Consider the following 18814-nt stretch of genomic DNA (forward strand, 5'->3'; position numbering starts at 1 on the left):
GGAGACGAACACATGTCCATGCCGACGATCAAGCAAGTACGCGCTTTCACCGTTCGCGGCGGCGGCGCCGATTACCACGATCAGGGCGCCGATCACTGGATCGACGATCACATCGCCACGCCGATGGCCCGCTATCCCGAATATCGCGCGAGCCGCCAGTCGTTCGGGCTGAACGTGCTCGGCTCGCTCGTCGTCGAGATCGAAGCGAGTGACGGCACCGTCGGCTTCGCGGTGACGACGGGCGGCGAGATCGGCGCGTTCATCGTCGAGAAGCATCTGGCGCGCTTTCTCGAAGGCCAGCGCGTGACCGACATCGAAAAGATGTGGGATCAGATGTACAACGCGACGCTTTATTACGGGCGCAAGGGCATCGTGCTCAACGCGATTTCGGGCGTCGATCTTGCGCTGTGGGATTTGCTCGCGAAGGTGCGCCGTGAGCCGGTGTTCCATCTGCTCGGCGGACCGGTGCGCGACGAGCTGCAGTTCTATGCGACCGGCGCGCGTCCGGATCTCGCGAAGGAGATGGGTTTCATCGGCGGCAAGATGCCCTTGCAGCACGGCCCGGCGGAAGGCGAGGAAGGGCTGCACAAGAACATCGCGAAGCTCGCGGACATGCGCGCGAAAGTCGGCGACGATTTCTGGCTGATGTTCGATTGCTGGATGAGCCTCGATCTCAACTACGCGAAGCGCCTCGCGAACGCGGCGCGCGAGCACGGCCTGAAGTGGATCGAAGAAGCGCTGCCGCCCGACGACTACTGGGGCTATGCCGAACTGCGCCGTTCCGTGCCGGGCGGCATGATGGTGACGACCGGCGAGCACGAAGCGACGCGCTGGGGCTTTCGCATGCTGTTCGAAATGGGTTGCGCGGATCTCGTGCAGCCGGATGTCGGCTGGTGCGGCGGCATCACGGAGCTCATCAAGATTTCGGCGCTCGCGGACGCGCACAACGTGCTCGTCGTGCCGCACGGTTCGTCGGTGTACAGCTATCACTTCGTCGTGACGCGTCATAACTCGCCGTTCGCCGAGTTTCTGATGATGGCGCCCAAGGCCGATCAGGTCGTGCCGATGTTCACGCCCTTGCTGCTCGACGAACCCGTGCCGGTCAACGGCCGCATGAAGGTGCCGGAGACGCCGGGCTTCGGCGTGCGGCTGAATCCGGAATGCGCGTTGACGCGGCCTTACACACACTGAGGGGCATCGCATGTTGCTGGAGAACAAGGTCGTCGTAGTGACGGGCGGCTCGCGCGGCATCGGCCGTGCGATCGCGCTCGCGAGCGCGCGCGAAGGCGCGGACGTCGCGATCAACTACTGGCGCGACAACGACACGTCTTACGGGAAGGCGTCGGCGGTGGAATCGATCGTCGGCGAGATCGAGGCGCTCGGGCGGCGCGCGATCGCGGTCGAAGGCAACGTCGCCGAGCGCGAAACCGGCATCGAACTGATCCGGCGCACGGTGGAAGCGTTCGGGCGCGTCGATGTGCTGTCGAGCAACGCGGGCATCTGTCCGTTTCACGCGTTCCTCGACATGCCGGCTTCTGTCTATGAAACCACGGTCGCCGTGAATCTGAACGGCGCGTTCTACGTCACGCAGGCCGCCGCGAACCAGATGAAAGCGCAGGGCACGGGCGGTGCGATCGTCGCGACGAGTTCGATCAGCGCGCTCGTCGGCGGCGGCATGCAGACGCATTACACGCCGACCAAGGCGGGCGTGCATTCGCTGATGCAATCCTGCGCGATCGCGTTGGGACCGTACGGCATCCGCTGCAATTCGGTGATGCCCGGCACGATCGCGACGGACCTCAACGCCGACGATCTCTCGAACGAGGACAAGCGCGCCTACATGGAAAAACGCATCCCGCTCGGACGTCTCGGCGCACCGGACGATGTCGCGCAGTGCGTCGTGTTTCTGGCTTCGGATCGGGCGCGCTATGTGACGGGCGCGTCCTTGCTCGTCGATGGCGGGCTGTTCGTGAACCTTCAGTGACGCGACGACGCCGAGTACTTGCGCAACAACGCGATGAAGTACTCGGCCGGTTCGCTCAAGGTTTCGAACTTGCGCCGCAACAAGCCGAATCCGGACAGGCTCTTGCCGATTTCGATCGGCAGTTCGATCAGCAATTGCGCGCGCAGATAGTCGCGCACGACTGATTCCGGCAGCATCGCGACGGCTTCGCTGTTTTGCAGCAGTTGCAGCGTCGCGAAGATCGACGCGCATTCGACGATATCGGCGGGCGTCGTCAGCCCGGCGCGCGCGAGTTCGTCTTCGAAGAGGCCGCGCGCGGGACTCGTGATCGGTTGCAGAATCCAAGGCCAGCCGACGAGCGTTTGCAGCTCGAGCGAAGCCTTGTCCGCCAACGGATGCCCCGCGCGCACGACAAGCCGCATCGCTTCGCGCGCGAGCGGCTCGAAGTCGAAATCGTTGTGCTGCAACGGCGTGGTGAGGCGTCCGAGCGCGAGGTCGACTTCGCGGCGATGCAGCAATTGCACGACCTGATCGCTCGTCTCGCCGAGAATGCGCACGTTCAGTAGCGGACGTTCGGATTTCAATTCGGTGACGGCCATCGCGAGCACGTCGGGCGCTGCGCCCATGATCGCGCCGACCGTCAGTTGACCGTGACCGCCGCGGCGCTTGGCGTCGAGATCGTCGGCGAAGCGCGTCAGGTCCGCGAGCGAGCGGCGCGCGTAAGCGAGCGCGGCGGTGCCGAGCGGCGTCGGCTGCATGCCGCGTGCATTGCGCTCGAAGAGCAGAAAGCCGAATGCTTCCTCGATGTCGGCGAGCATACGGCTCGCGCTCGGCTGCGCGACGTTGATCGCGTCGGCGGCCTGATGCAGATTGCGCGCGTCGTCGAGCGCGACGAGAAGGGCGAGATGCTTGAACTTCAGCCGATTGACGAGCGCGATCGGTGAAAGGCTGGACGACACACTTTGGGACACGTTCTGGTTCATTCGACAGTCCGCTCGGAACCGCGCGATGATACGGCGCAGCGATACGTTTTTGCGATCGGCCGATCCTGCAATCGGATTGTCGTGTTATCGGTCGGCGAATTATAGTCGCAGCACAACGAGTCCCGAACACAGGGATTCACCAAACATAAAAAGGCGGTCCGCCATGGAGACAGTGGCATTTCGCATGACCCTCAAGCCGGGCATGCGCGAGGAATACGAGAAGCGTCATCGCGAGATATGGCCGGAACTGGCCGATGCGTTGCGCGCCGCCGGAATCCGCGATTACCGGATCTTTCTGGACGACTCGAACGGGCATCTCTTCGCCATTTATCAGCGCACCGACACGCACACGACCGATGCGTTGCCGACGCTGCCCATCATGCGCAAGTGGTGGAACCTCATGGCCGAGTTGATGGACACGCACGCGGACAATTCGCCCGTGACGACGCCGCTCGTGCCGGTCTTTCATCTTCCCTGAAACGTTCGCCTCTTTCGCGAGGAACGCCATCATGCAGGTCGTCGATCCGCACATTCATTTGTGGGACTTGAAGACGCATCATTACCCGTGGCTTGCGAATCCGCAGACGTCGTTCGTCGGCGATGCGCGCGACTTGCAGCACGACTATCTGCTCACCGATCTGCTGCGCGATGCCGAAGACATCGAAGTGCTGAAGCTCGTGCACGTCGATGCAAATCACGATCCCGCCGATCCCGTCGAGGAAACGCGCTGGCTTCAATCGATCGCGGATATCGAAGGCATGCCGAACGGCATCGTCGCGGGCGCGGATCTGTCGGCGGATAACGCGCAGCAAGTGCTCGAAGCGCATGCGGCGTTCGCCAATACGCGCGGCATCCGCCAGATTCTCAACATACATGACAGCAAGCTCTACGACTACGTCGGGCGTCATTACATGCGCGAGCCGCAATGGCGCAGGCACTTCGGCTCGCTCAAGCGCTTCGGCATGTCGTTCGATCTGCAACTTTATCCATCGCAGATGGAAGAGGCGGCGCAACTCGCGCGCGAGCATGCGGATACGCAATTCATTGTCAATCATGCGGGCATGTTCGTGGATCGCGCATCGACGCAAGGTTATCGCGCGTGGCGCGACGGCATGCGCTTGCTGGCCGCTTGCCCGAACGTCGCGGTGAAGCTGAGCGGCTTTGCGATGTTCGATCACGGCTGGACTATCGAAAGCCTGCGTCCTTACGTGCACGAGACGATCGATACGTTCGGCGTCGAGCGCGCGATGTTCGCATCGAACTTTCCGGTGGATCGGCTTTTCGGCACGTACACGGCGTTGTGGAACGCGTATGCGCGCATCGTCGCCGACGCGAGCGACAGCGAGAAAGCAGCGCTCTTCGTGCGCAACGCGGAACGCATCTACCGCATCTGAGGAAAACGACATGACGACGCCACGTCTTGAACTGAGACACGCCAGCAAATCGTTCGGCCGCGTGCGCGCGCTCGGCGACGGCAGCCTGCAACTCTTTCCCGGCGAAGTGCACGCGCTGCTCGGCGAAAACGGCGCGGGCAAATCGACGCTCGTGAAGTTGCTCGCGGGCGTCTATCAGCCGGATGCGGGTGAGTTGCTCGTCGAAGGCGAGGCGCGCCGCTTCGCGAATCCGGCGCAAGCGCGCGATGCGGGCATCGCCGTGATCTATCAGGAGCCGACGCTTTTCGCCGATCTTTCCATCGCCGAGAACATTTACATGGGCCGCCAGCCGCGCGATCGCTTCGGGCGCATTCGCTACGACGAGATGCATCGCGAAGTCGATGCGTTGCTCGCGTCGCTCGGCGTGAATCTGCGCGCGCAACGGCTCGTGCGCGGATTGTCGATCGCGGATCAGCAAGTCGTGGAAATCGCGAAGGCGCTGTCGCTCGACGCGAACGTGCTCATCATGGACGAGCCGACGGCCGCGCTTTCGCTGCCCGAAGTCGAGCGGCTCTTCGCGATCGTGCGTGCGTTGCGCGAGCGCGATGCCGCGATTCTCTTCATCACGCATCGTCTCGATGAAGTGTTCGCGCTGACGCAGCGCATGACGATCATGCGCGACGGCATGAAGGTCCACGACGCGCTCACCGAGAACATGAACATCGATGCGATCGTGAGCAAAATGGTCGGCCGCGATCTCGACACGTTCTATCCGAAAGCCGATGTCGCGCCCGGCGACGTGCGTCTTTCGGTGCGCAATCTCACGCGCGAAGGCGTGTTCAAGAACGTGTCCTTCGATGTGCGCGCGGGCGAGATCGTCGCGCTCGCGGGACTCGTCGGCGCGGGACGAAGCGAAGTGGCGCGCGCGATCTTCGGCATCGATCCGGTCGATGGCGGCGAGGTGAAGATCGCCGGCAAGAAGCTCGCGCTTGGGCATCCGGCGGCGGCGGTGCGCGCCGGGCTCGCGCTGGTGCCGGAAGATCGTCGCGCGCAAGGGCTCGCGCTGGAGTTGAGCATCGCGCGCAACGCATCGCTGACGGTGCTCGGCCGATTGATGCGCCACGGGCTCATCACGGCGAGAAGCGAATCGACGCTCGCCGCCGACTGGGGCAAGCGCCTGCGTCTGAAGGCCAGCGATCTCGATGCGCCCGTCGGCACGCTGTCGGGCGGCAATCAGCAGAAGGTCGTGCTCGGCAAATGGCTCGCGACGAATCCGAAGGTGCTCGTCATCGACGAACCGACGCGTGGCATCGACGTGGGCGCGAAAGCGGAGGTGTATCGCACGCTCGCCGAACTCGTCAGAGAAGGCATGGCCGTGCTGATGATTTCCAGCGAGCTGCCCGAAGTGCTCGGCATGGCCGATCGCGTGCTCGTGATGCACGAAGGCCGCATCAGCGCCGATATTGCGCGCGCCGAGGCGAACGAAGAACGCGTAATGAGCGCTGCGCTGGGCGCATCGCCTGCCGTTTTGGGGCACGCAGCATGATGACTCGACATACATCTTCACTCCCCGCGATGCACGCCCCCGATACGAAGCGCGAAAGCCTCGCGGTCACGATCGCGAAGAGCCGCGAGCTGACGCTCTTCATCGTGCTGCTCGTGCTGATCGGCGCGACCGCCGCGGTGAAGCCCGATTTCCTGAACCTGCAGAACCTGCGCGACGTGCTGCTCAACGTGTCGATCATCGGCCTGCTGACGGCGGGCATGACGATCGTGATGCTGATGCGGCATATCGATCTGTCGGTGGCGTCGGTCGTCGGCGTGAGCGCGTATGGCGTCGGCAGCCTCTTCGTCATGTTCCCGCACATGCCGGTGATCGTGGCGATGTTCGCGGGCATCGGCATCGGCTTCGTGATCGGCGCGGTGAACGGCGCGCTCGTCACGTTCGGGCGCGTGCCGTCGCTCGTCGCGACGCTCTCGACGCTCTATATCGTGCGCGGCGCGGATTACGCGTGGGTCCACGGCGGCCAGATCAACGCGACGAGCCTGCCGGACGCATTCGCGTCCATCGCGACGGGCTCGCTTATCGGCGTGCCGAATCTCGTGCTGATCGCGCTCGTCGTGCTGATCGCGCTGTCGGTGTATCTGAAGCAGTATCGCGGCGGGCGCGAGCATTATGCGATCGGCTCGAATCCCGAGGCCGCGCGTCTTGCGGGCATACGCGTGGATCGCCGCGTGATGATCGGCTTCCTGCTTTCCGGCGCGATCGCGGGGCTCGCGGGCGTGCTGTGGCTCGCGCGTTTCGGCACCGTCGATGCCAGCACGGCGAAGGGCATCGAACTGCAAGTCGTCGCCGCGGCGGTCGTGGGCAGCGTCGCGATCACGGGTGGCGTCGGGACCATCGCCGGCGCGACGCTCGGTGCGCTCGTGCTCGGTGTCATCAACATCGCACTGGTGGTGCTGCGCGTGTCGCCGTTCTGGCAGCAGGCGATTCAAGGCGCGCTGATCGTCGCGGCGATCGCGCTCGATACCTTGCTCGCGCGTTCCGTCGCGCGCCGCATGATGAGGAAACGCGATCATGGCTAAACCGGATTCCGCTCTGTCCACGACGAAACGCCGCCCTCTGCAATGGGAAGCGATGCTCGCGATCGTGCTCGTCGTATCGCTCGTCGCCGGGCGCGTGCTGTCGCCGTTGTTCCTGTCGACGGCGAACATCTCGAACATGCTCGCCGACTTCACCGAGATCGCATTGATCGCGCTGCCGATGACGCTCATCATCGTCGCGGCGGAGATCGATTTGTCGGTGGCGTCGGTGCTCGGCGCGTCGAGCGCGCTGATGGGCGTGCTGTGGCACATGGGCTTGCCGATGCCGCTCGTGATCGTCCTCGTGCTCGCGTTCGGCACGCTTGCTGGCCTGCTCAACGGCCTCGTGATCGTGCGCTTCAGTCTGCCATCGCTCGCGGTGACGATCGGCACGCTCGCGCTTTTTCGCGGCCTTGCGTACGTGCTGCTCGGCGATCAGGCGATCGCGGATTTTCCCGCGTCGTACACGGCGTTCGGCATCGATACGGTCGGCGACACCTTCCTGCCGATGCCGTTCGTCCTCGTCATTGCAGGCGCGATCATCTTCACGGTCTTGCTGCAAGCGACGCCTTTCGGCCGCAGCCTCTTCGCGATCGGCGCGAATCCGACGGCCGCGCAATTTTCCGGCATCGATGTGGCGAAGACGAAGCTGAAGCTCTTCATGATGTCGGGCGCGATGGCGGCGCTCGCGGGCATCGTCTACACGCTGCGCTTCACGAGCGCGCGCGGCGACAACGGCGAAGGCTTCGAGCTCTCGGTGATCGCGGCGGTGCTGTTCGGCGGCGTGAGCATCTTCGGCGGACGCGGCTCGATGATCGGCGTGCTGCTGTCGCTCGTCATCATCGGCGTGCTGCGCAATGCGCTGACACTCGCGGACGTATCGAGCGAAACGCTCACCATCGTGACGGGCGCGCTGCTGCTTTCGTCGGTGCTGATCCCGAATCTCGTCGCGCGCTGGCGGGCCGCGCGCGAGAAGCGTCTGATGGCGCAGGCGCTTTGAACGTCGTAATCAACCAGCGCAGCCAATGCGCAATGACAGGAGACATGCCAACATGAATAAACCTCATCGATTCCTGCGCGGGCCGGCGCTGGCGGCGGCCTTTCTCGCGGCGACCGTGGCGCTTTCGGCAAGCGCCGCCGATATCAAGAGCGGCCTGAAGATCGCTTTCCTGCCGAAGCAGATCAACAACCCGTACGAAGTGATCGCCGACGACGGCGGCATGGCCGCGATCAAGGAGCTCAAGGGCGATGGCAAGGTCGTGGGTCCGTCGGATGCGGGCGCGTCGTCGCAGGTGAGCTACATCAACACGCTCATCACGCAGCGGCAGAACGCGATCGTGATCGCGGCGAACGATGCCAACGCGGTCGTGCCGTATCTCAAGAAGGCGATGTCGCAAGGGATCAAGGTCGTGACCTTCGACTCGGACACGGCGCCCGATGGCCGGCAGATCTTCGTCAATCAGGCCGATTCGGAAGCGATCGGACGCGGACAGATCCAGTTGCTGTCGAAGCTGATCGGCGGCGAGGGCGAATTCGCGATTCTCTCGGCGACGCCCAATGCGACGAATCAGAACACCTGGATCAAGTGGATGCAGGAGGAACTGAAGAAGCCCGAATATTCGAAGATGAAGCTCGTGAAGATCGCGTACGGCAACGACGACGATCAGAAGTCCTTCGTCGAGACGCAGGGCTTGTTGCAGGCTTATCCGAACCTGAAGGGTATCGTCGCGCCGACATCGGTCGGGATCGCGGCGGCGGCGCGTTATATCTCCAGTTCGCCGGCGAAGGGCAAGGTCGTCGTGACGGGCCTCGGCACGCCGAATCAGATGCGCGCGTTCGTGAAGAACGGCACGGTCAAGGCGTTCCAGTTGTGGGATCCGGGTCAACTGGGTTATCTCGCGGCGTTCGCGGCGGCCAATCTCGCATCGGGGACGATCACCGGCAAGGAAGGCGATTCGTTCGAGGCGGGCAAGCTGGGCAAGCGCACGGTGGGCAAGAGCGGGGAAGTGATTCTCGGCCCGCCGACGACCTTCGATGCCGCGAATATCGACAACTTCAATTTCTGACGAGAAGGGCGCGCTTCGAGCCTGAGAGGATGACGAAACGCCCTGCGGGGCGTTTCGTTTTTCAGCGGCTGCCGCGTTGTCGATGCACGAAGGAAAAGCCTTTGCGATCAAAGCGTTGAGGCGATGCTCCCACGGCTATCCACAAGGCTCTCCACAAAAACTGTGGACAACCGCACACATTCATTTGATTCCCTGGCCGCCGCGCATCACCTGCACGGCGGTCGCCGATTCGAACCGCGCGTGCACCATATCCCCGGATTTCAACCCGGCGAGCGGCACATCCGGCGCGGCTTGCAGCGTCACCGTCTTGTTCGGGCCGCGCAGCGTGATGCGCCGGTTCTTCGCATCGACGCGCTCGATCGTCCCGATCACCTCGACGACGCGCGCCTCCGCCGCCACGCCCCCGGACGCGGGAATCAACGCGTCCGTGTCGATGCGCTCGCGGATGCCGTTCGACTTCAACTTCGTCGCGCTCACGAGCACCGCGCTGCGATATTCGATGTTCACGATATCGCCGAGCTGAAGTTTCTTCACATCGCCGACTTCGGGATTCACCGCCACTTCGACGACGCGCCCGCCCGGACCCTGCAGCGACACGCTGTTCGTCGTCGGATCGATGCCGACCACGCGCGCCTGCACCTGCGCGATGGCCGCCGCGCCGCGCGTCGTCGGGGCGGACGCGGCATCGTCGGCGGATGCGCTTCCGATCGCGCCGAGAGCGAGCGCCACGCAGGCGGCGAGAATCCTGACCGAACGATGCGAAGCTTGAGATGACGAGCGGACCATGCCGTGCCTCCTTATGTTCGTGTTGCTTCAGTCAACTTGCGGAACGCGCTCAGCGGCGCGACTTCGACAGCAAATGTCCGAGCCCGAGGTTCGTCGCGATCTGCCAGATATAGACGCGCGAGTAACGCACGCCGTAGCGCCGCTCGATCAGTTCGCGCAGACGCGCATTGGTCCACGTATCGCTCTCGAAACCGTGTGCGCGCGCGGGCCCACGCAGCGCGGCGGCGATCCAGTCGAGCGCCTCGCGATCCAGCACCGACGCGCGCCCGCCGACGCCCATCTTGCCGAGCGCGTCGAGGCCGCCTTCGTCGACGATCGCCTTGTAACGCCGCACCGTTTGCAAGGAAAGATGCAGCGCCTCGGCCACCGCCTCGACCGACGCGCCACCGAGCAGCATGCGTCCGGCCGTCATGCGCCGCACGACGCTCGGCAGTGTGTCGGGACGGGAGAGCATGGCGCGCGCCGCTCGATCGTTAGGATTACTTCGGTTGACCGGGACGTCAGGCGCCACTGTGCGAACCCGAGCCGGTGCCTCGCGCGCGTTCCTGTGCCGGTCGATGCCGGCGAGCGGCGGGTGCAACGTTGCGGCGTCCGTATGCGTTCATGCGTGCCCCCTGGTCGAATGGAGACGGCGGGACTTGATCGGGCGTGCTTGACGTCAGGCCGATGCGTGGCTCGAATAGGAGCCGACTTACAGAGAAGTATCAATAAACGTTTTCAGGCTCGATGGGCAACCATCGGCGAAAATTTTTTGGGCTTGATAAATCCCTGTGAATTGCCTATGAACGCTGCCTATGAGCAGCGAAAACGCGACCGGCGAGCGCGCTGGGCGCAATGTACCGGGTCTGCGTTTCAAAGGACGCGCGCGAACCGCCGCGAGCGAGGCGCGGCCTGCCTCGGCAATGTGCCGACGACGCTCAAACGCGATAAAACTCGATGTCCTGCCCGGCGTGCACCGCACGCTTGAGCCACTCGGGCATATCGCCGATGCCGTCCCACGTATCGCCGCTCGCGTTTCGGAATATCGGCGCCCCGGCATCCGACGAATGCGGTATCAGGGGCAATTGCGGCATCGGCCGCTTTGCCTTGGGTGCGCCATGAGTCCCGTTGGTCTTGGTGAAGGAGGGCGGCGGCGGATTCTCCGCCGGCGCTTCGGCCAATGCTTCGGCCAACGCTCTTTCCGAAATGCCGAACTCAGCCATTCGGCTGCGCAAATACGCAATGATGCTGTCTCGCTTTCTTTCGTCCACGGCTTTCCTGATTCAGCTTTTTGATTTTCAGAGGACGAACCGAAACCCCGCGCGGACCGGGGCGGTTCGATGACTTGAATATATGTGTTTTATGAAGCGTGACGCAGTGCATGGCACGCGTCAATTAGTGTATTACCGCACGCCTATTAATTCGCGCGATGACTTTGCCTTTAATGTGTGCATTGCCACCAATGCGAACGTTCGCCCGCCCGAGCATCGCCGTGACGGACGCGCGAACGGGAAGCGCGCGGAACGTCACGTGGGGAGCCACGAACCGATGGCGAAGCCGCTCCGCCAATTCCGCATGGCGGCCGAAACCTCGCTAACTCTATTGTATGCTGCCGATGGCAACTATTAAAACGATTTAACGACTGTGTTGTTCCCCAGGTAATTCGGCACCGTGCGCGCGAATGGCGGCAATCAGCTCCGCGGGCGTAATTTCATAACGCACTTCGCGGTGAATGCCGGGTTTGCGCTCATCGATCTCAATCAGCAGTACGGCTTTGCCGTCCGCTGCCGGTTCGAGGCGCAGCGAACGCACTTCCTGTCCGCTGGCATCGTCGTATTCCGTCAGGAGCGTCATGGCGCCAGTGGCGGCGCTTCTCGGCATCGACATTCTTCCTCCCGTCTTGCGACGTCGTTGTTGTTGTGTCGCCGCGCCGAACACCGGCATGCACGAATATCGGGCGCGCCATGCGGAGTTTCAACTTGGCAAGTGAAGCGGACGCGAAGGATGGCGCGGCCCGCGCCGTCCTCCGGTATCTCATTATTGCCTGTCAAAAGCGCGCGCGTAAAGCGGGAGACCCGTCGAAGCCTTGCGACCCCTAATTTTCTCTGCTCAGGCCGATGTTTCAGGCGCTCGCGCCGATCGCGTCGCGCGCCTGGCTCGTGAGCTCGAACGACCGCAGACGCGCCTTGTGATCGAAGATCTGCGCCGTGACGATCAGCTCGTCGGCCTGCGTCTGATCGATGACCGAGCGCAGCCCGGCTTCGACATCGGCGGGCGCGCCGACGACCGAACACGCGAGCGAATGCTCGACGCCCGCGCGCTCGGCGTCGCTCCACGCGATCGACTCGACCGGCGGCGGCAATTGTCCGGGCGTGCCGCGCCGCAGATTGATGAACTGCTGCTGCAGCGACGTGAAGTGAAAGCGTGCTTCATCGGCGGTATCGGCGGCGAACACGTTCACGCCGACCATCGCGTAGGGCTTTTGCAGCGTCGCGGAAGGGCGGAATTGCTTGCGATAGACCTCGAGCGCGGTCAGCAGATAATCCGGCGCGAAATGCGACGCGAACGCGAACGGCAGCCCGAGCGCGGCCGCGAGTTGCGCCGAGAACAGCGACGAGCCGAGCAGCCAGATCGGCACGTTCAGGCCGGCGCCGGGCACCGCGCGCACGCGCTGGCCTTCGACCGGATCGGCGAAGTAGCGCTGCAATTCGACGACGTCATCGGGAAACGATTCGGCGCTGCCGTGCAGGTCGCGGCGCAGCGCTCGCGCCGTGGTCTGGTCGGTGCCGGGTGCGCGTCCGAGTCCGAGATCGATGCGTCCCGGAAACAGCGAAGCCAGCGTGCCGAACTGCTCGGCGATCACGAGCGGCGCGTGATTCGGCAGCATGATGCCGCCCGAGCCGACGCGAATCGTCTTCGTGCCCGCCGCGATATGGCCGATCACGACGGCGGTCGCCGCGCTGGCGATGCCCGTCATGTTGTGGTGCTCGGCGAGCCAGTAGCGCAGATAACCCCAGCGCTCGGCGTGCTGGGCGAGATCGAGCGAATGGGCGAAGGCGTCGGCCGGCGTCGAGCCGAGCGGAACCGGGGAAAGGTCGAGTAGGGAGAAGGGGATCATTGCGGCTTTCCGAAAGCGTGACGGATCGCGATGCATCCGGCATCGCGCTGGTTTCACGCGCTGAAAAGACCGATTGTGCCGAAAGTCCGCGGAATCTGCCGGAATGCACCGTGGGGCGAAGTGTCAGGCGAGGCGAGGATAGCCGCGCTCGATGGCCTCGCGCTCGTAGTCGAGAATGGCCGCGTAGTCCGTCTGTGTGCGTCTGACGATGCCTTTGAGCCTCAGCCGTGCGGCGAGCGCGGGGTCGTCCGCGAGTGCATCGGCGAGGGCGTCGAGGATTGCGTCGATGGAATCCGGCGGCACGCGCAGCGACGCGATGAACGGCAGCGCGCTCGCGCCGGCGGTCACGTCGAGCACGCGCACGCCCGCCGTCAATTCGGGCAGATGCGCCTGCGCGAACGCGAACGTGACGCAGTCGATCGCGGCGATGTCAGCGCGCGCTTCGGCGATTGCGGCGAGCGACGCGAGATGCGCGCCGGTTTTCGTCACCGACGCGAAAAAGCGCCCGTCGTGCGCGTAAGGAGCGACGGCGTGTCGGAAAAGGTTCATGCCGCTGTTGGAATCGTCGTCGTTGTAGGCTGCGCGCAGGTTCCGGCAGTCTTCGACCGATTGCGCGCCGACACGCGCCCCGACGACGATCACGCTGCGATAAGCGCCGGTTTCGCAGCCGGGCGCGTTGAAATCGGGCGCGCCTACGACTTGCACGCGATTCGCGAGCGCATGCACGAGCGGATAGCCGCAGGTTTGCGACAACAACACGTCGTCGCGCAGCCAGAACGCGGTGAGATCCGCACCGGGATCGACGATCTCGAGCGTATCGCCGCGTGCGCGTAGCCAGTCCGCGAGCTGCTCGCGGACACGTTCGAGCAGCGTGCGCCAATCCGCGGCGAGCGCGGGCGCGACGTTGTACATCGGCAGGGCGGCGATCCAGTGCATGACGCGAATCGTACCGTGGGAGGCGTCAGCTCGCGAGACGCGCGGGTTCGCGGCGCGCGTCGCGGCGTCGATCGGCAGATGCGTCCGGCGCGGCGAACGGATGCACCGGTTCAGCAGCCTGCGCGAACGCGTGACGGCTCGCCCATTCGCCGTATCCGCGCACGACGAAACCGCCGTTGCTCGCGCGATAGGCATCGCGCCGCCGTGCATAGATCCGCCCGAGCGCGAACCACGGCACGCCCGGCAGATCGTGATGCACGGCGTGAAAGTTATTGTTGAGAAAGAGCAGTCGCCACGGCCACGCAGCCTCGTTGACGACCGTGCGTTCGCTATGGCTCTCCGCCGCGCGATGCTCCTGAAACGAGCGAATCGACGCCAGCGCGAGCGACGCATAGCCGACACCGAACACGAAGGCGCGCCACGGAATGCCGCATCGCGTGTCGAGCCAGCTCGCGAGCAGCACGAGCGACGCGAGATGCACGATCCAGCTCGCGACGATTTTCCAGCGCCGCTCGACGACGGCCTGCGCCGCCTCGCGCCACGATGCCGCGATCGAGAACCACGGCCCGACGAGCATCCGGCCCGCGAAGGTATTGCGCGCGGCGAGCGCGGCGCGCAGGACGGGACCCGCGCTCGCCCACTGTTCGGGCGTCACGTAATAGCTCTCGGGATCGCGTCCCGGCTCGGTCAGATGCGCGTCGTCGTGATGCCGCAGATGCGACTCGCGATACACCTCATACGGAAACCACACCGCGAGCGGGGCGATGCCGATGAGCATGTTGACGAGCGGCCAGCGCGTCGGATGACCGTGCATCAGCTCGTGCTGCAGGGACATATACCAGCACGACAGCACCGCGAGCAGCGCGACGGCCGGAACCAGCCCGATCGCGCGCGCGTTGAGCGCGACGCCGAACCATCCGCCGTAGATCGCGACGGCGACCGCCCACGTCGGCCATTCGCTGCGCCAGCGCCAGGTTTCGCGCTGGCGTTGGAGTTCCTGGCGTTGGGCGTCGTCGAGATAGCGGGGCATGGCGGACGTCGAAAATGGCGAAGGGCCATGGTAGCGGCGCGTCGCACGCCTCCCAACCAAGGAATCCGGCTAAGGATTTCGCATTCGACGCAATATGCATCCGATTTTTGACCATGCATCGGCGCACGTTATGCTTTGTCCCTTCATCCTCGCAAGCGCGCGCATATGTCCGAACCGATCGAGCCCGCTTCCGCGCCGCATCAGGCGCATCGCAACCTGCCGCGCAAATCCGCGCGGCTCATCGGCGGGCTGATCGCGTTCAACGTGCTCGCATGGCTCTGGGCGTTGGTCGCGTTCCGTCACTATCCGCTGCTGCTCGGCACGTCGTTGCTCGCGTATTCGCTCGGGCTGCGCCATGCGGTCGATGCCGACCATATCGCCGCCATCGACAACGTCACGCGCAAGCTGATGCACGAAGGCAAGCGGCCGCACTTCGCCGGCTTCTTCTTTTCGCTCGGACATTCGACGATCGTCATCGCCGCCACCGCGCTCATCGCCGCGACGGCGATGGCCGTGCACGGCCGGTTCGCCGAGTACCGCGAGATCGGCGGAATCATCGGCACGTCGGTGTCGTCGCTCTTTTTGTTCGCGATCGCGGCGATGAACCTGTTCGTGCTGCGCGGCGTATGGCGCGCGTTCCGTCGCGTGCGGCGCGGCGAAACCTGCCGCGACGACGACATAGACATGCTCACGGTCGGCGGCGGTCCGCTTGCGCGCATCGCCCGTCCGCTTTTCAGGCTGATCGGCAAGAGCTGGCACATGTATCCGCTCGGCTTTCTGTTCGGCCTCGGCTTCGACACGGCGACCGAAATCGGGTTGATGGGCATCGCGGCGGCCGAAGCGGCGCGCGGCATGCCGGTGTGGTCGATTCTCGTGTTCCCGATGCTGTTCACGGCGGGCATGTCGCTCATCGACACTGCCGACAGCCTGCTGATGACCGGCGCCTACGGCTGGGCCTTCATGAAGCCGATCCGCAAGCTCTACTACAACCTCACCGTGACGCTCGTCTCGGTGCTGATTGCCGTGCTGATCGGCGGCATCGAGGCGCTCGGGCTGATCGCGGACCGGCTGCGGCTGAAGGGCGGACTGTGGGACGTGGCAGCGTCGCTCTCCGAGCACTTCGGGATGCTCGGCTACGGCATCGTCGCGCTGTTCGCGGCGTGCTGGATCGTCTCCGCGCTCATCTACAAGTGGCGCGGTTACGAATCGCTCGACGGCGGCGTCGCCAGATAACCAACGGGCATTCTTCCTGCTTCGTGGATGCGCCAGCCGCTCATCCACATTTCGCATCGAGCGGCGTTCAGGGAGAAAGAACATGAACGACCCGCAAGCGGGGGCCGACTCGCCGCATCTCGACAGCGCCGAGCAGGAGCAAGCCGCCGAGCATTCCGCACCGCATCCGCTCGTCATCCACGAGATCGTGCGCGAGGAAGGCGAAGTCGCGATGGAGCGCACCTTCGCCGCGCTGATGTGGTCGGCGCTCGCCGCCGGCCTGTCGATGGGATTCTCCTTTCTCGTCCAGTCGATTCTCGAAAGCGCGCTGCCGGAGGCCCGCTGGACGGGACTCGTATCGAGCTTCGGCTACACGATCGGCTTCGTCTTCGTGATCCTCGGACGTCAGCAGCTCTTCACCGAAAGCACGCTGACGGCGGTGCTGCCGGTCCTTACGCGGCGCGATTTGTCGACGTTGTTCAAGGCGCTGCGCCTTTGGGCGATCGTGCTTTTCTTCAACCTGGTCGGGACGACGATCTTCGCCGCAATCCTGCAGATTCGCGGCGTCTTTTCGCCGGAAGTGAGCGAGGCGCTCGCCAAGGTCGCGATGACGCCGCTTTCCGCGGATTTCGGCGTGACCGTCGTTCGCGGCGTGTTTTCCGGCTGGTTGATCGCGCTGATGGTATGGCTGCTGCCGAGCGCGCGCTCGGGGCGGCTCCTCACGATCCTGCTCGTGACCTACACCGTCGCTGTGAGCAAGCTCACGCACGTCATCGCCGGATCGGTCGAAGCGGCCTACGCGGTGATGATCGGCGCGGCGGACATCTCCGACTACTTCTTCGTGTTCCTCGTGCCGACGTTCATCGGCAATGTGATTGGCGGCGTGTCGCTCGTCGCGATCGTCAATCACGCGGCGATCGCGCCAGAGATCACGAGCGCGCCGCAGCGGCATCGCGACTAAGCGCGCATTATTTGTTGTTGCCCGCGCCCGTGCCGTAAAGGCCGTTGTTGAAGCCGGTGCTGCCCTCGGCCTTGTGCTTCTTGTCGGCGGTCGCGGCGCGGCCCTGCGCGGCATCCTTCGATTGCGGTTTCTGCGATTCGACCAGCGGCGAGCCCGATGGATTCGCGCGCGAGCTCGAATCCGACTGACGGCTTTCCTGTCGCTCCGAGCCGCCGCCGTTCGTGATCTGCGCGACGCCGACCGTGCTGAACGTCGCGATGAGACTGGCGACGATCGCGTTCGCGAGCATCGGCGAGGGCCGGCGCGATGCGCCCGCGCGGTCGTGAAAGAAAGTGGACATGGCGATTCCCGGCATGATCGAAAGACTAGCTTTCGAGCATGAACGGTGCCTGACGCGGCAAAGCGGCGCGTTGAAACGCGCGTGCCGTGAATCGTCGGAAGTTCAAAGGACCGTTGCACGCCCGCTTCGTCGCGAGACGCGGGCGCGAACGAGGGATTCGCGCCGCAGCGCGAGCGGCGAAAGCGGTTCTTAGGCCGCTTTCGCCCAAAGCCTGTTGGTCGATCTTTTACGGCTGCCGGAGCCGTCGCGCGGACCGCTGTCGACTGTGTCGAGCGCGACGCGCAACGCTTCGATGCGTTGCTTCTGCGCCGGCACGAGCGCGTAACCCTTGACCACGGCTGCCAGCCGCTCGCGCCAGTATTCGACGTTGAGCGTGCCGGAAGACTGCTTGTGCATCGTGCGAAGTTGCGCGAGTGCGCGCTCGATGTGCTGAAGCTCGACGTCAGCCAACGCCGAGGGCAAGAGACTGCCCTTGGTCTCGTTTTTCTTCTTCATTATTTGGTCTTCCTCTCGGCCATACGACGGCTTGTCCCGACATCGGACACGCGCGCCGTTGAGGCACCCCGTTCACCCGCGCATATTTTTGTGGCTAAGCGGGTGGCCCTTGCTCTTTTCTTCGGATGACCGATCGTTGCCTGTCTCGGCGATTTCGATCGTTAACAAAAATGTACGCAACGCGGACCTGATGGCTCCGTCTGTCATCGCACATTGGTGTGAGAGCAACGCGGGGATTTCGATGTTGCGTCGCGCAAGGGCGACGCAGGCCGATCATTCGTCGTTCGCGGACGGCGTTTTTGCCGTGCGTTTGCCGCTGCGGCCGATCTGTTCTTCCATCGCGAGATCGAGCTTGCTGGCCTTGCGCGGCTTGGCCGGATCGCGGGCGTTGACGAACGCGACGAAGTCGTCCATCGGCATCGGCTCGGAGATTTTCTTCGTGCCTTCGGGCGCGCGCTCGGCGAGATAGAAGTAGCCGCCCGGCATCGAGATGGCCGCGTAATTCGCGTTGCCGCTGCGCGTCTTGAGCCGTTCGACGGCGCTGATGGCTTTGGTCGAGCGCATGGTCCTGTCTGCTTATTTCTGAGGTTCGTCGTGAGCGGTGGCGTCCGCCGGCGCGCATTTCTTGCCCGCGCCTTCGATCCACATGTTCGACGGATGACGCTGCCCCGGATAGTACCGGTACGTGGTCTCGCCGTTGTCGTAGCGGACCTTGATGACGTTGGAATCGCCGAATTCGAGCATCACGCCTTGCGGGATGGACGTCTGCTTGTATTGGGCGTCGTGCTTTTTCGCTTCGGCGGCGATGCATTGCACGATGCCGTTCACCTTGTTTTCCGTCGACGATTTCTCGACTTCGGGTTGTCCTGCATCTTCGTTATGAAACTGGGCGCAGGCGGCGAAAAGCACAGGCAACGCGAGCGCCGCGGCGAGTTTTTTCATGGTCTTTCCCGTTTGATCTTCTGGTGCCGAACACGACATTAGAGCAC

At 64.2% G+C, this 18814-nt stretch carries 22 protein-coding genes; 10 read left to right on the plus strand and 12 right to left on the minus strand.

Going from position 1 to position 18814, the window contains the following annotated elements:
- Positions 1 to 12: 12 nt before the first annotated feature.
- Both rhmD and QCE58_RS25660 read left to right on the plus strand, forming a co-directional pair.
- A complete protein-coding gene (rhmD, locus tag QCE58_RS25655; RefSeq protein ID WP_008353545.1) occupies positions 13 to 1191 on the plus strand; it encodes an L-rhamnonate dehydratase in 1179 nt (392 codons plus the stop codon).
- Between the two features lie 10 nt (positions 1192 to 1201).
- Positions 1202 to 1984 (plus strand): SDR family NAD(P)-dependent oxidoreductase, encoded by a 783-nt coding sequence (locus QCE58_RS25660; RefSeq protein ID WP_008353544.1) that lies wholly within the window; start codon positions 1202 to 1204, stop codon positions 1982 to 1984.
- Here the strand turns inward: QCE58_RS25660 and QCE58_RS25665 are convergent.
- On the minus strand, positions 1978 to 2946 hold the full coding sequence (locus QCE58_RS25665; RefSeq protein ID WP_008353543.1) for a LysR family transcriptional regulator: 969 nt from the start codon (positions 2944 to 2946) through the stop codon (positions 1978 to 1980). The two genes, QCE58_RS25660 and QCE58_RS25665, sit on opposite strands and share 7 nt — an antisense overlap.
- Before the next feature lie 163 nt (positions 2947 to 3109).
- Between QCE58_RS25665 and rhaM the strand changes: the two genes are divergently transcribed.
- From rhaM to rhaS, 6 genes are read left to right on the plus strand one after another with little or no spacing between them, the layout of a single operon-like run.
- The gene (rhaM, locus tag QCE58_RS25670) at positions 3110 to 3424 is read left to right on the plus strand and encodes an L-rhamnose mutarotase (RefSeq protein WP_175979237.1); all 315 of its coding nucleotides are present in this window, start codon (positions 3110 to 3112) and stop codon (positions 3422 to 3424) included.
- Between the two features lie 31 nt (positions 3425 to 3455).
- Positions 3456 to 4340, plus strand: coding sequence for an amidohydrolase (locus QCE58_RS25675; protein ID WP_250521629.1), 885 nt, complete (start codon positions 3456 to 3458; stop codon positions 4338 to 4340).
- A 10-nt stretch (positions 4341 to 4350) separates the two neighbouring features.
- Positions 4351 to 5865 carry a sugar ABC transporter ATP-binding protein gene (locus QCE58_RS25680; protein WP_250440551.1) on the plus strand — a complete coding sequence of 505 codons (1515 nt, stop codon included), beginning with the start codon at positions 4351 to 4353 and terminating at the stop codon, positions 5863 to 5865.
- Complete coding sequence (locus tag QCE58_RS25685) at positions 5865 to 6905, plus strand: ABC transporter permease (protein WP_409014180.1); 1041 nt, start codon at positions 5865 to 5867, stop codon at positions 6903 to 6905. Before QCE58_RS25680 ends, QCE58_RS25685 begins: the two co-directional genes overlap by 1 nt.
- Positions 6898 to 7902, plus strand: coding sequence for an ABC transporter permease (locus tag QCE58_RS25690; RefSeq protein ID WP_175979240.1), 1005 nt, complete (start codon positions 6898 to 6900; stop codon positions 7900 to 7902). Before QCE58_RS25685 ends, QCE58_RS25690 begins: the two co-directional genes overlap by 8 nt.
- Before the next feature lie 52 nt (positions 7903 to 7954).
- Positions 7955 to 8968: a rhamnose ABC transporter substrate-binding protein gene (rhaS, locus tag QCE58_RS25695; protein WP_008353534.1), complete on the plus strand. Its 1014-nt coding sequence runs from the start codon at positions 7955 to 7957 to the stop codon at positions 8966 to 8968.
- 180 nt (positions 8969 to 9148) lie between these two features.
- Here the strand turns inward: rhaS and QCE58_RS25700 are convergent, their stop codons facing one another.
- From QCE58_RS25700 to QCE58_RS25730, 7 genes are all read right to left on the minus strand, one after another.
- Positions 9149 to 9754: a copper-binding protein gene (locus tag QCE58_RS25700; RefSeq protein WP_250521631.1), complete on the minus strand. Its 606-nt coding sequence runs from the start codon at positions 9752 to 9754 to the stop codon at positions 9149 to 9151.
- Positions 9755 to 9803: 49 nt separating this feature from the next.
- Positions 9804 to 10208 carry a helix-turn-helix domain-containing protein gene (locus QCE58_RS25705; protein ID WP_008353526.1) on the minus strand — a complete coding sequence of 135 codons (405 nt, stop codon included), beginning with the start codon at positions 10206 to 10208 and terminating at the stop codon, positions 9804 to 9806.
- Positions 10209 to 10671: 463 nt separating this feature from the next.
- Positions 10672 to 11004 carry an H-NS family nucleoid-associated regulatory protein gene (locus tag QCE58_RS25710; protein WP_008353524.1) on the minus strand — a complete coding sequence of 111 codons (333 nt, stop codon included), beginning with the start codon at positions 11002 to 11004 and terminating at the stop codon, positions 10672 to 10674.
- A 364-nt stretch (positions 11005 to 11368) separates the two neighbouring features.
- Complete coding sequence (locus QCE58_RS25715) at positions 11369 to 11614, minus strand: hypothetical protein (RefSeq protein ID WP_008353523.1); 246 nt, start codon at positions 11612 to 11614, stop codon at positions 11369 to 11371.
- Between the two features lie 241 nt (positions 11615 to 11855).
- Positions 11856 to 12851 (minus strand): LLM class flavin-dependent oxidoreductase, encoded by a 996-nt coding sequence (locus QCE58_RS25720; protein WP_008353522.1) that lies wholly within the window; start codon positions 12849 to 12851, stop codon positions 11856 to 11858.
- 123 nt (positions 12852 to 12974) lie between these two features.
- Positions 12975 to 13787: a phosphate/phosphite/phosphonate ABC transporter substrate-binding protein gene (locus tag QCE58_RS25725; RefSeq protein WP_250440553.1), complete on the minus strand. Its 813-nt coding sequence runs from the start codon at positions 13785 to 13787 to the stop codon at positions 12975 to 12977.
- A 25-nt stretch (positions 13788 to 13812) separates the two neighbouring features.
- On the minus strand, positions 13813 to 14817 hold the full coding sequence (locus QCE58_RS25730) for a fatty acid desaturase (RefSeq protein WP_250435693.1): 1005 nt from the start codon (positions 14815 to 14817) through the stop codon (positions 13813 to 13815).
- A gap of 165 nt (positions 14818 to 14982) precedes the next feature.
- Between QCE58_RS25730 and QCE58_RS25735 the strand changes: the two genes are divergently transcribed.
- Both QCE58_RS25735 and QCE58_RS25740 read left to right on the plus strand, forming a co-directional pair.
- Positions 14983 to 16050 (plus strand): HoxN/HupN/NixA family nickel/cobalt transporter, encoded by a 1068-nt coding sequence (locus QCE58_RS25735; RefSeq protein ID WP_008353519.1) that lies wholly within the window; start codon positions 14983 to 14985, stop codon positions 16048 to 16050.
- An 82-nt stretch (positions 16051 to 16132) separates the two neighbouring features.
- Entirely contained in the window at positions 16133 to 16990 is an 858-nt protein-coding gene (locus QCE58_RS25740) for a formate/nitrite transporter family protein (RefSeq protein ID WP_008353518.1), read from the plus strand.
- A 7-nt stretch (positions 16991 to 16997) separates the two neighbouring features.
- Here QCE58_RS25740 and QCE58_RS25745 read toward each other — a convergent pair whose 3' ends face one another.
- From QCE58_RS25745 to QCE58_RS25760, 4 genes are all read right to left on the minus strand, one after another.
- On the minus strand, positions 16998 to 17330 hold the full coding sequence (locus QCE58_RS25745; RefSeq protein WP_008353516.1) for a hypothetical protein: 333 nt from the start codon (positions 17328 to 17330) through the stop codon (positions 16998 to 17000).
- Between the two features lie 189 nt (positions 17331 to 17519).
- Positions 17520 to 17825: a hypothetical protein gene (locus tag QCE58_RS25750; RefSeq protein WP_008353512.1), complete on the minus strand. Its 306-nt coding sequence runs from the start codon at positions 17823 to 17825 to the stop codon at positions 17520 to 17522.
- 273 nt (positions 17826 to 18098) lie between these two features.
- On the minus strand, positions 18099 to 18389 hold the full coding sequence (locus tag QCE58_RS25755; RefSeq protein WP_034471787.1) for a hypothetical protein: 291 nt from the start codon (positions 18387 to 18389) through the stop codon (positions 18099 to 18101).
- Positions 18390 to 18401: 12 nt separating this feature from the next.
- On the minus strand, positions 18402 to 18767 hold the full coding sequence (locus QCE58_RS25760; RefSeq protein WP_008353509.1) for a hypothetical protein: 366 nt from the start codon (positions 18765 to 18767) through the stop codon (positions 18402 to 18404).
- Positions 18768 to 18814: the final 47 nt, after the last annotated feature.

This window comes from Caballeronia sp. LZ028, from assembly GCF_031451415.1.
In the GTDB taxonomy this organism is placed as follows: Bacteria; Pseudomonadota; Gammaproteobacteria; order Burkholderiales; family Burkholderiaceae; genus Caballeronia; species Caballeronia zhejiangensis.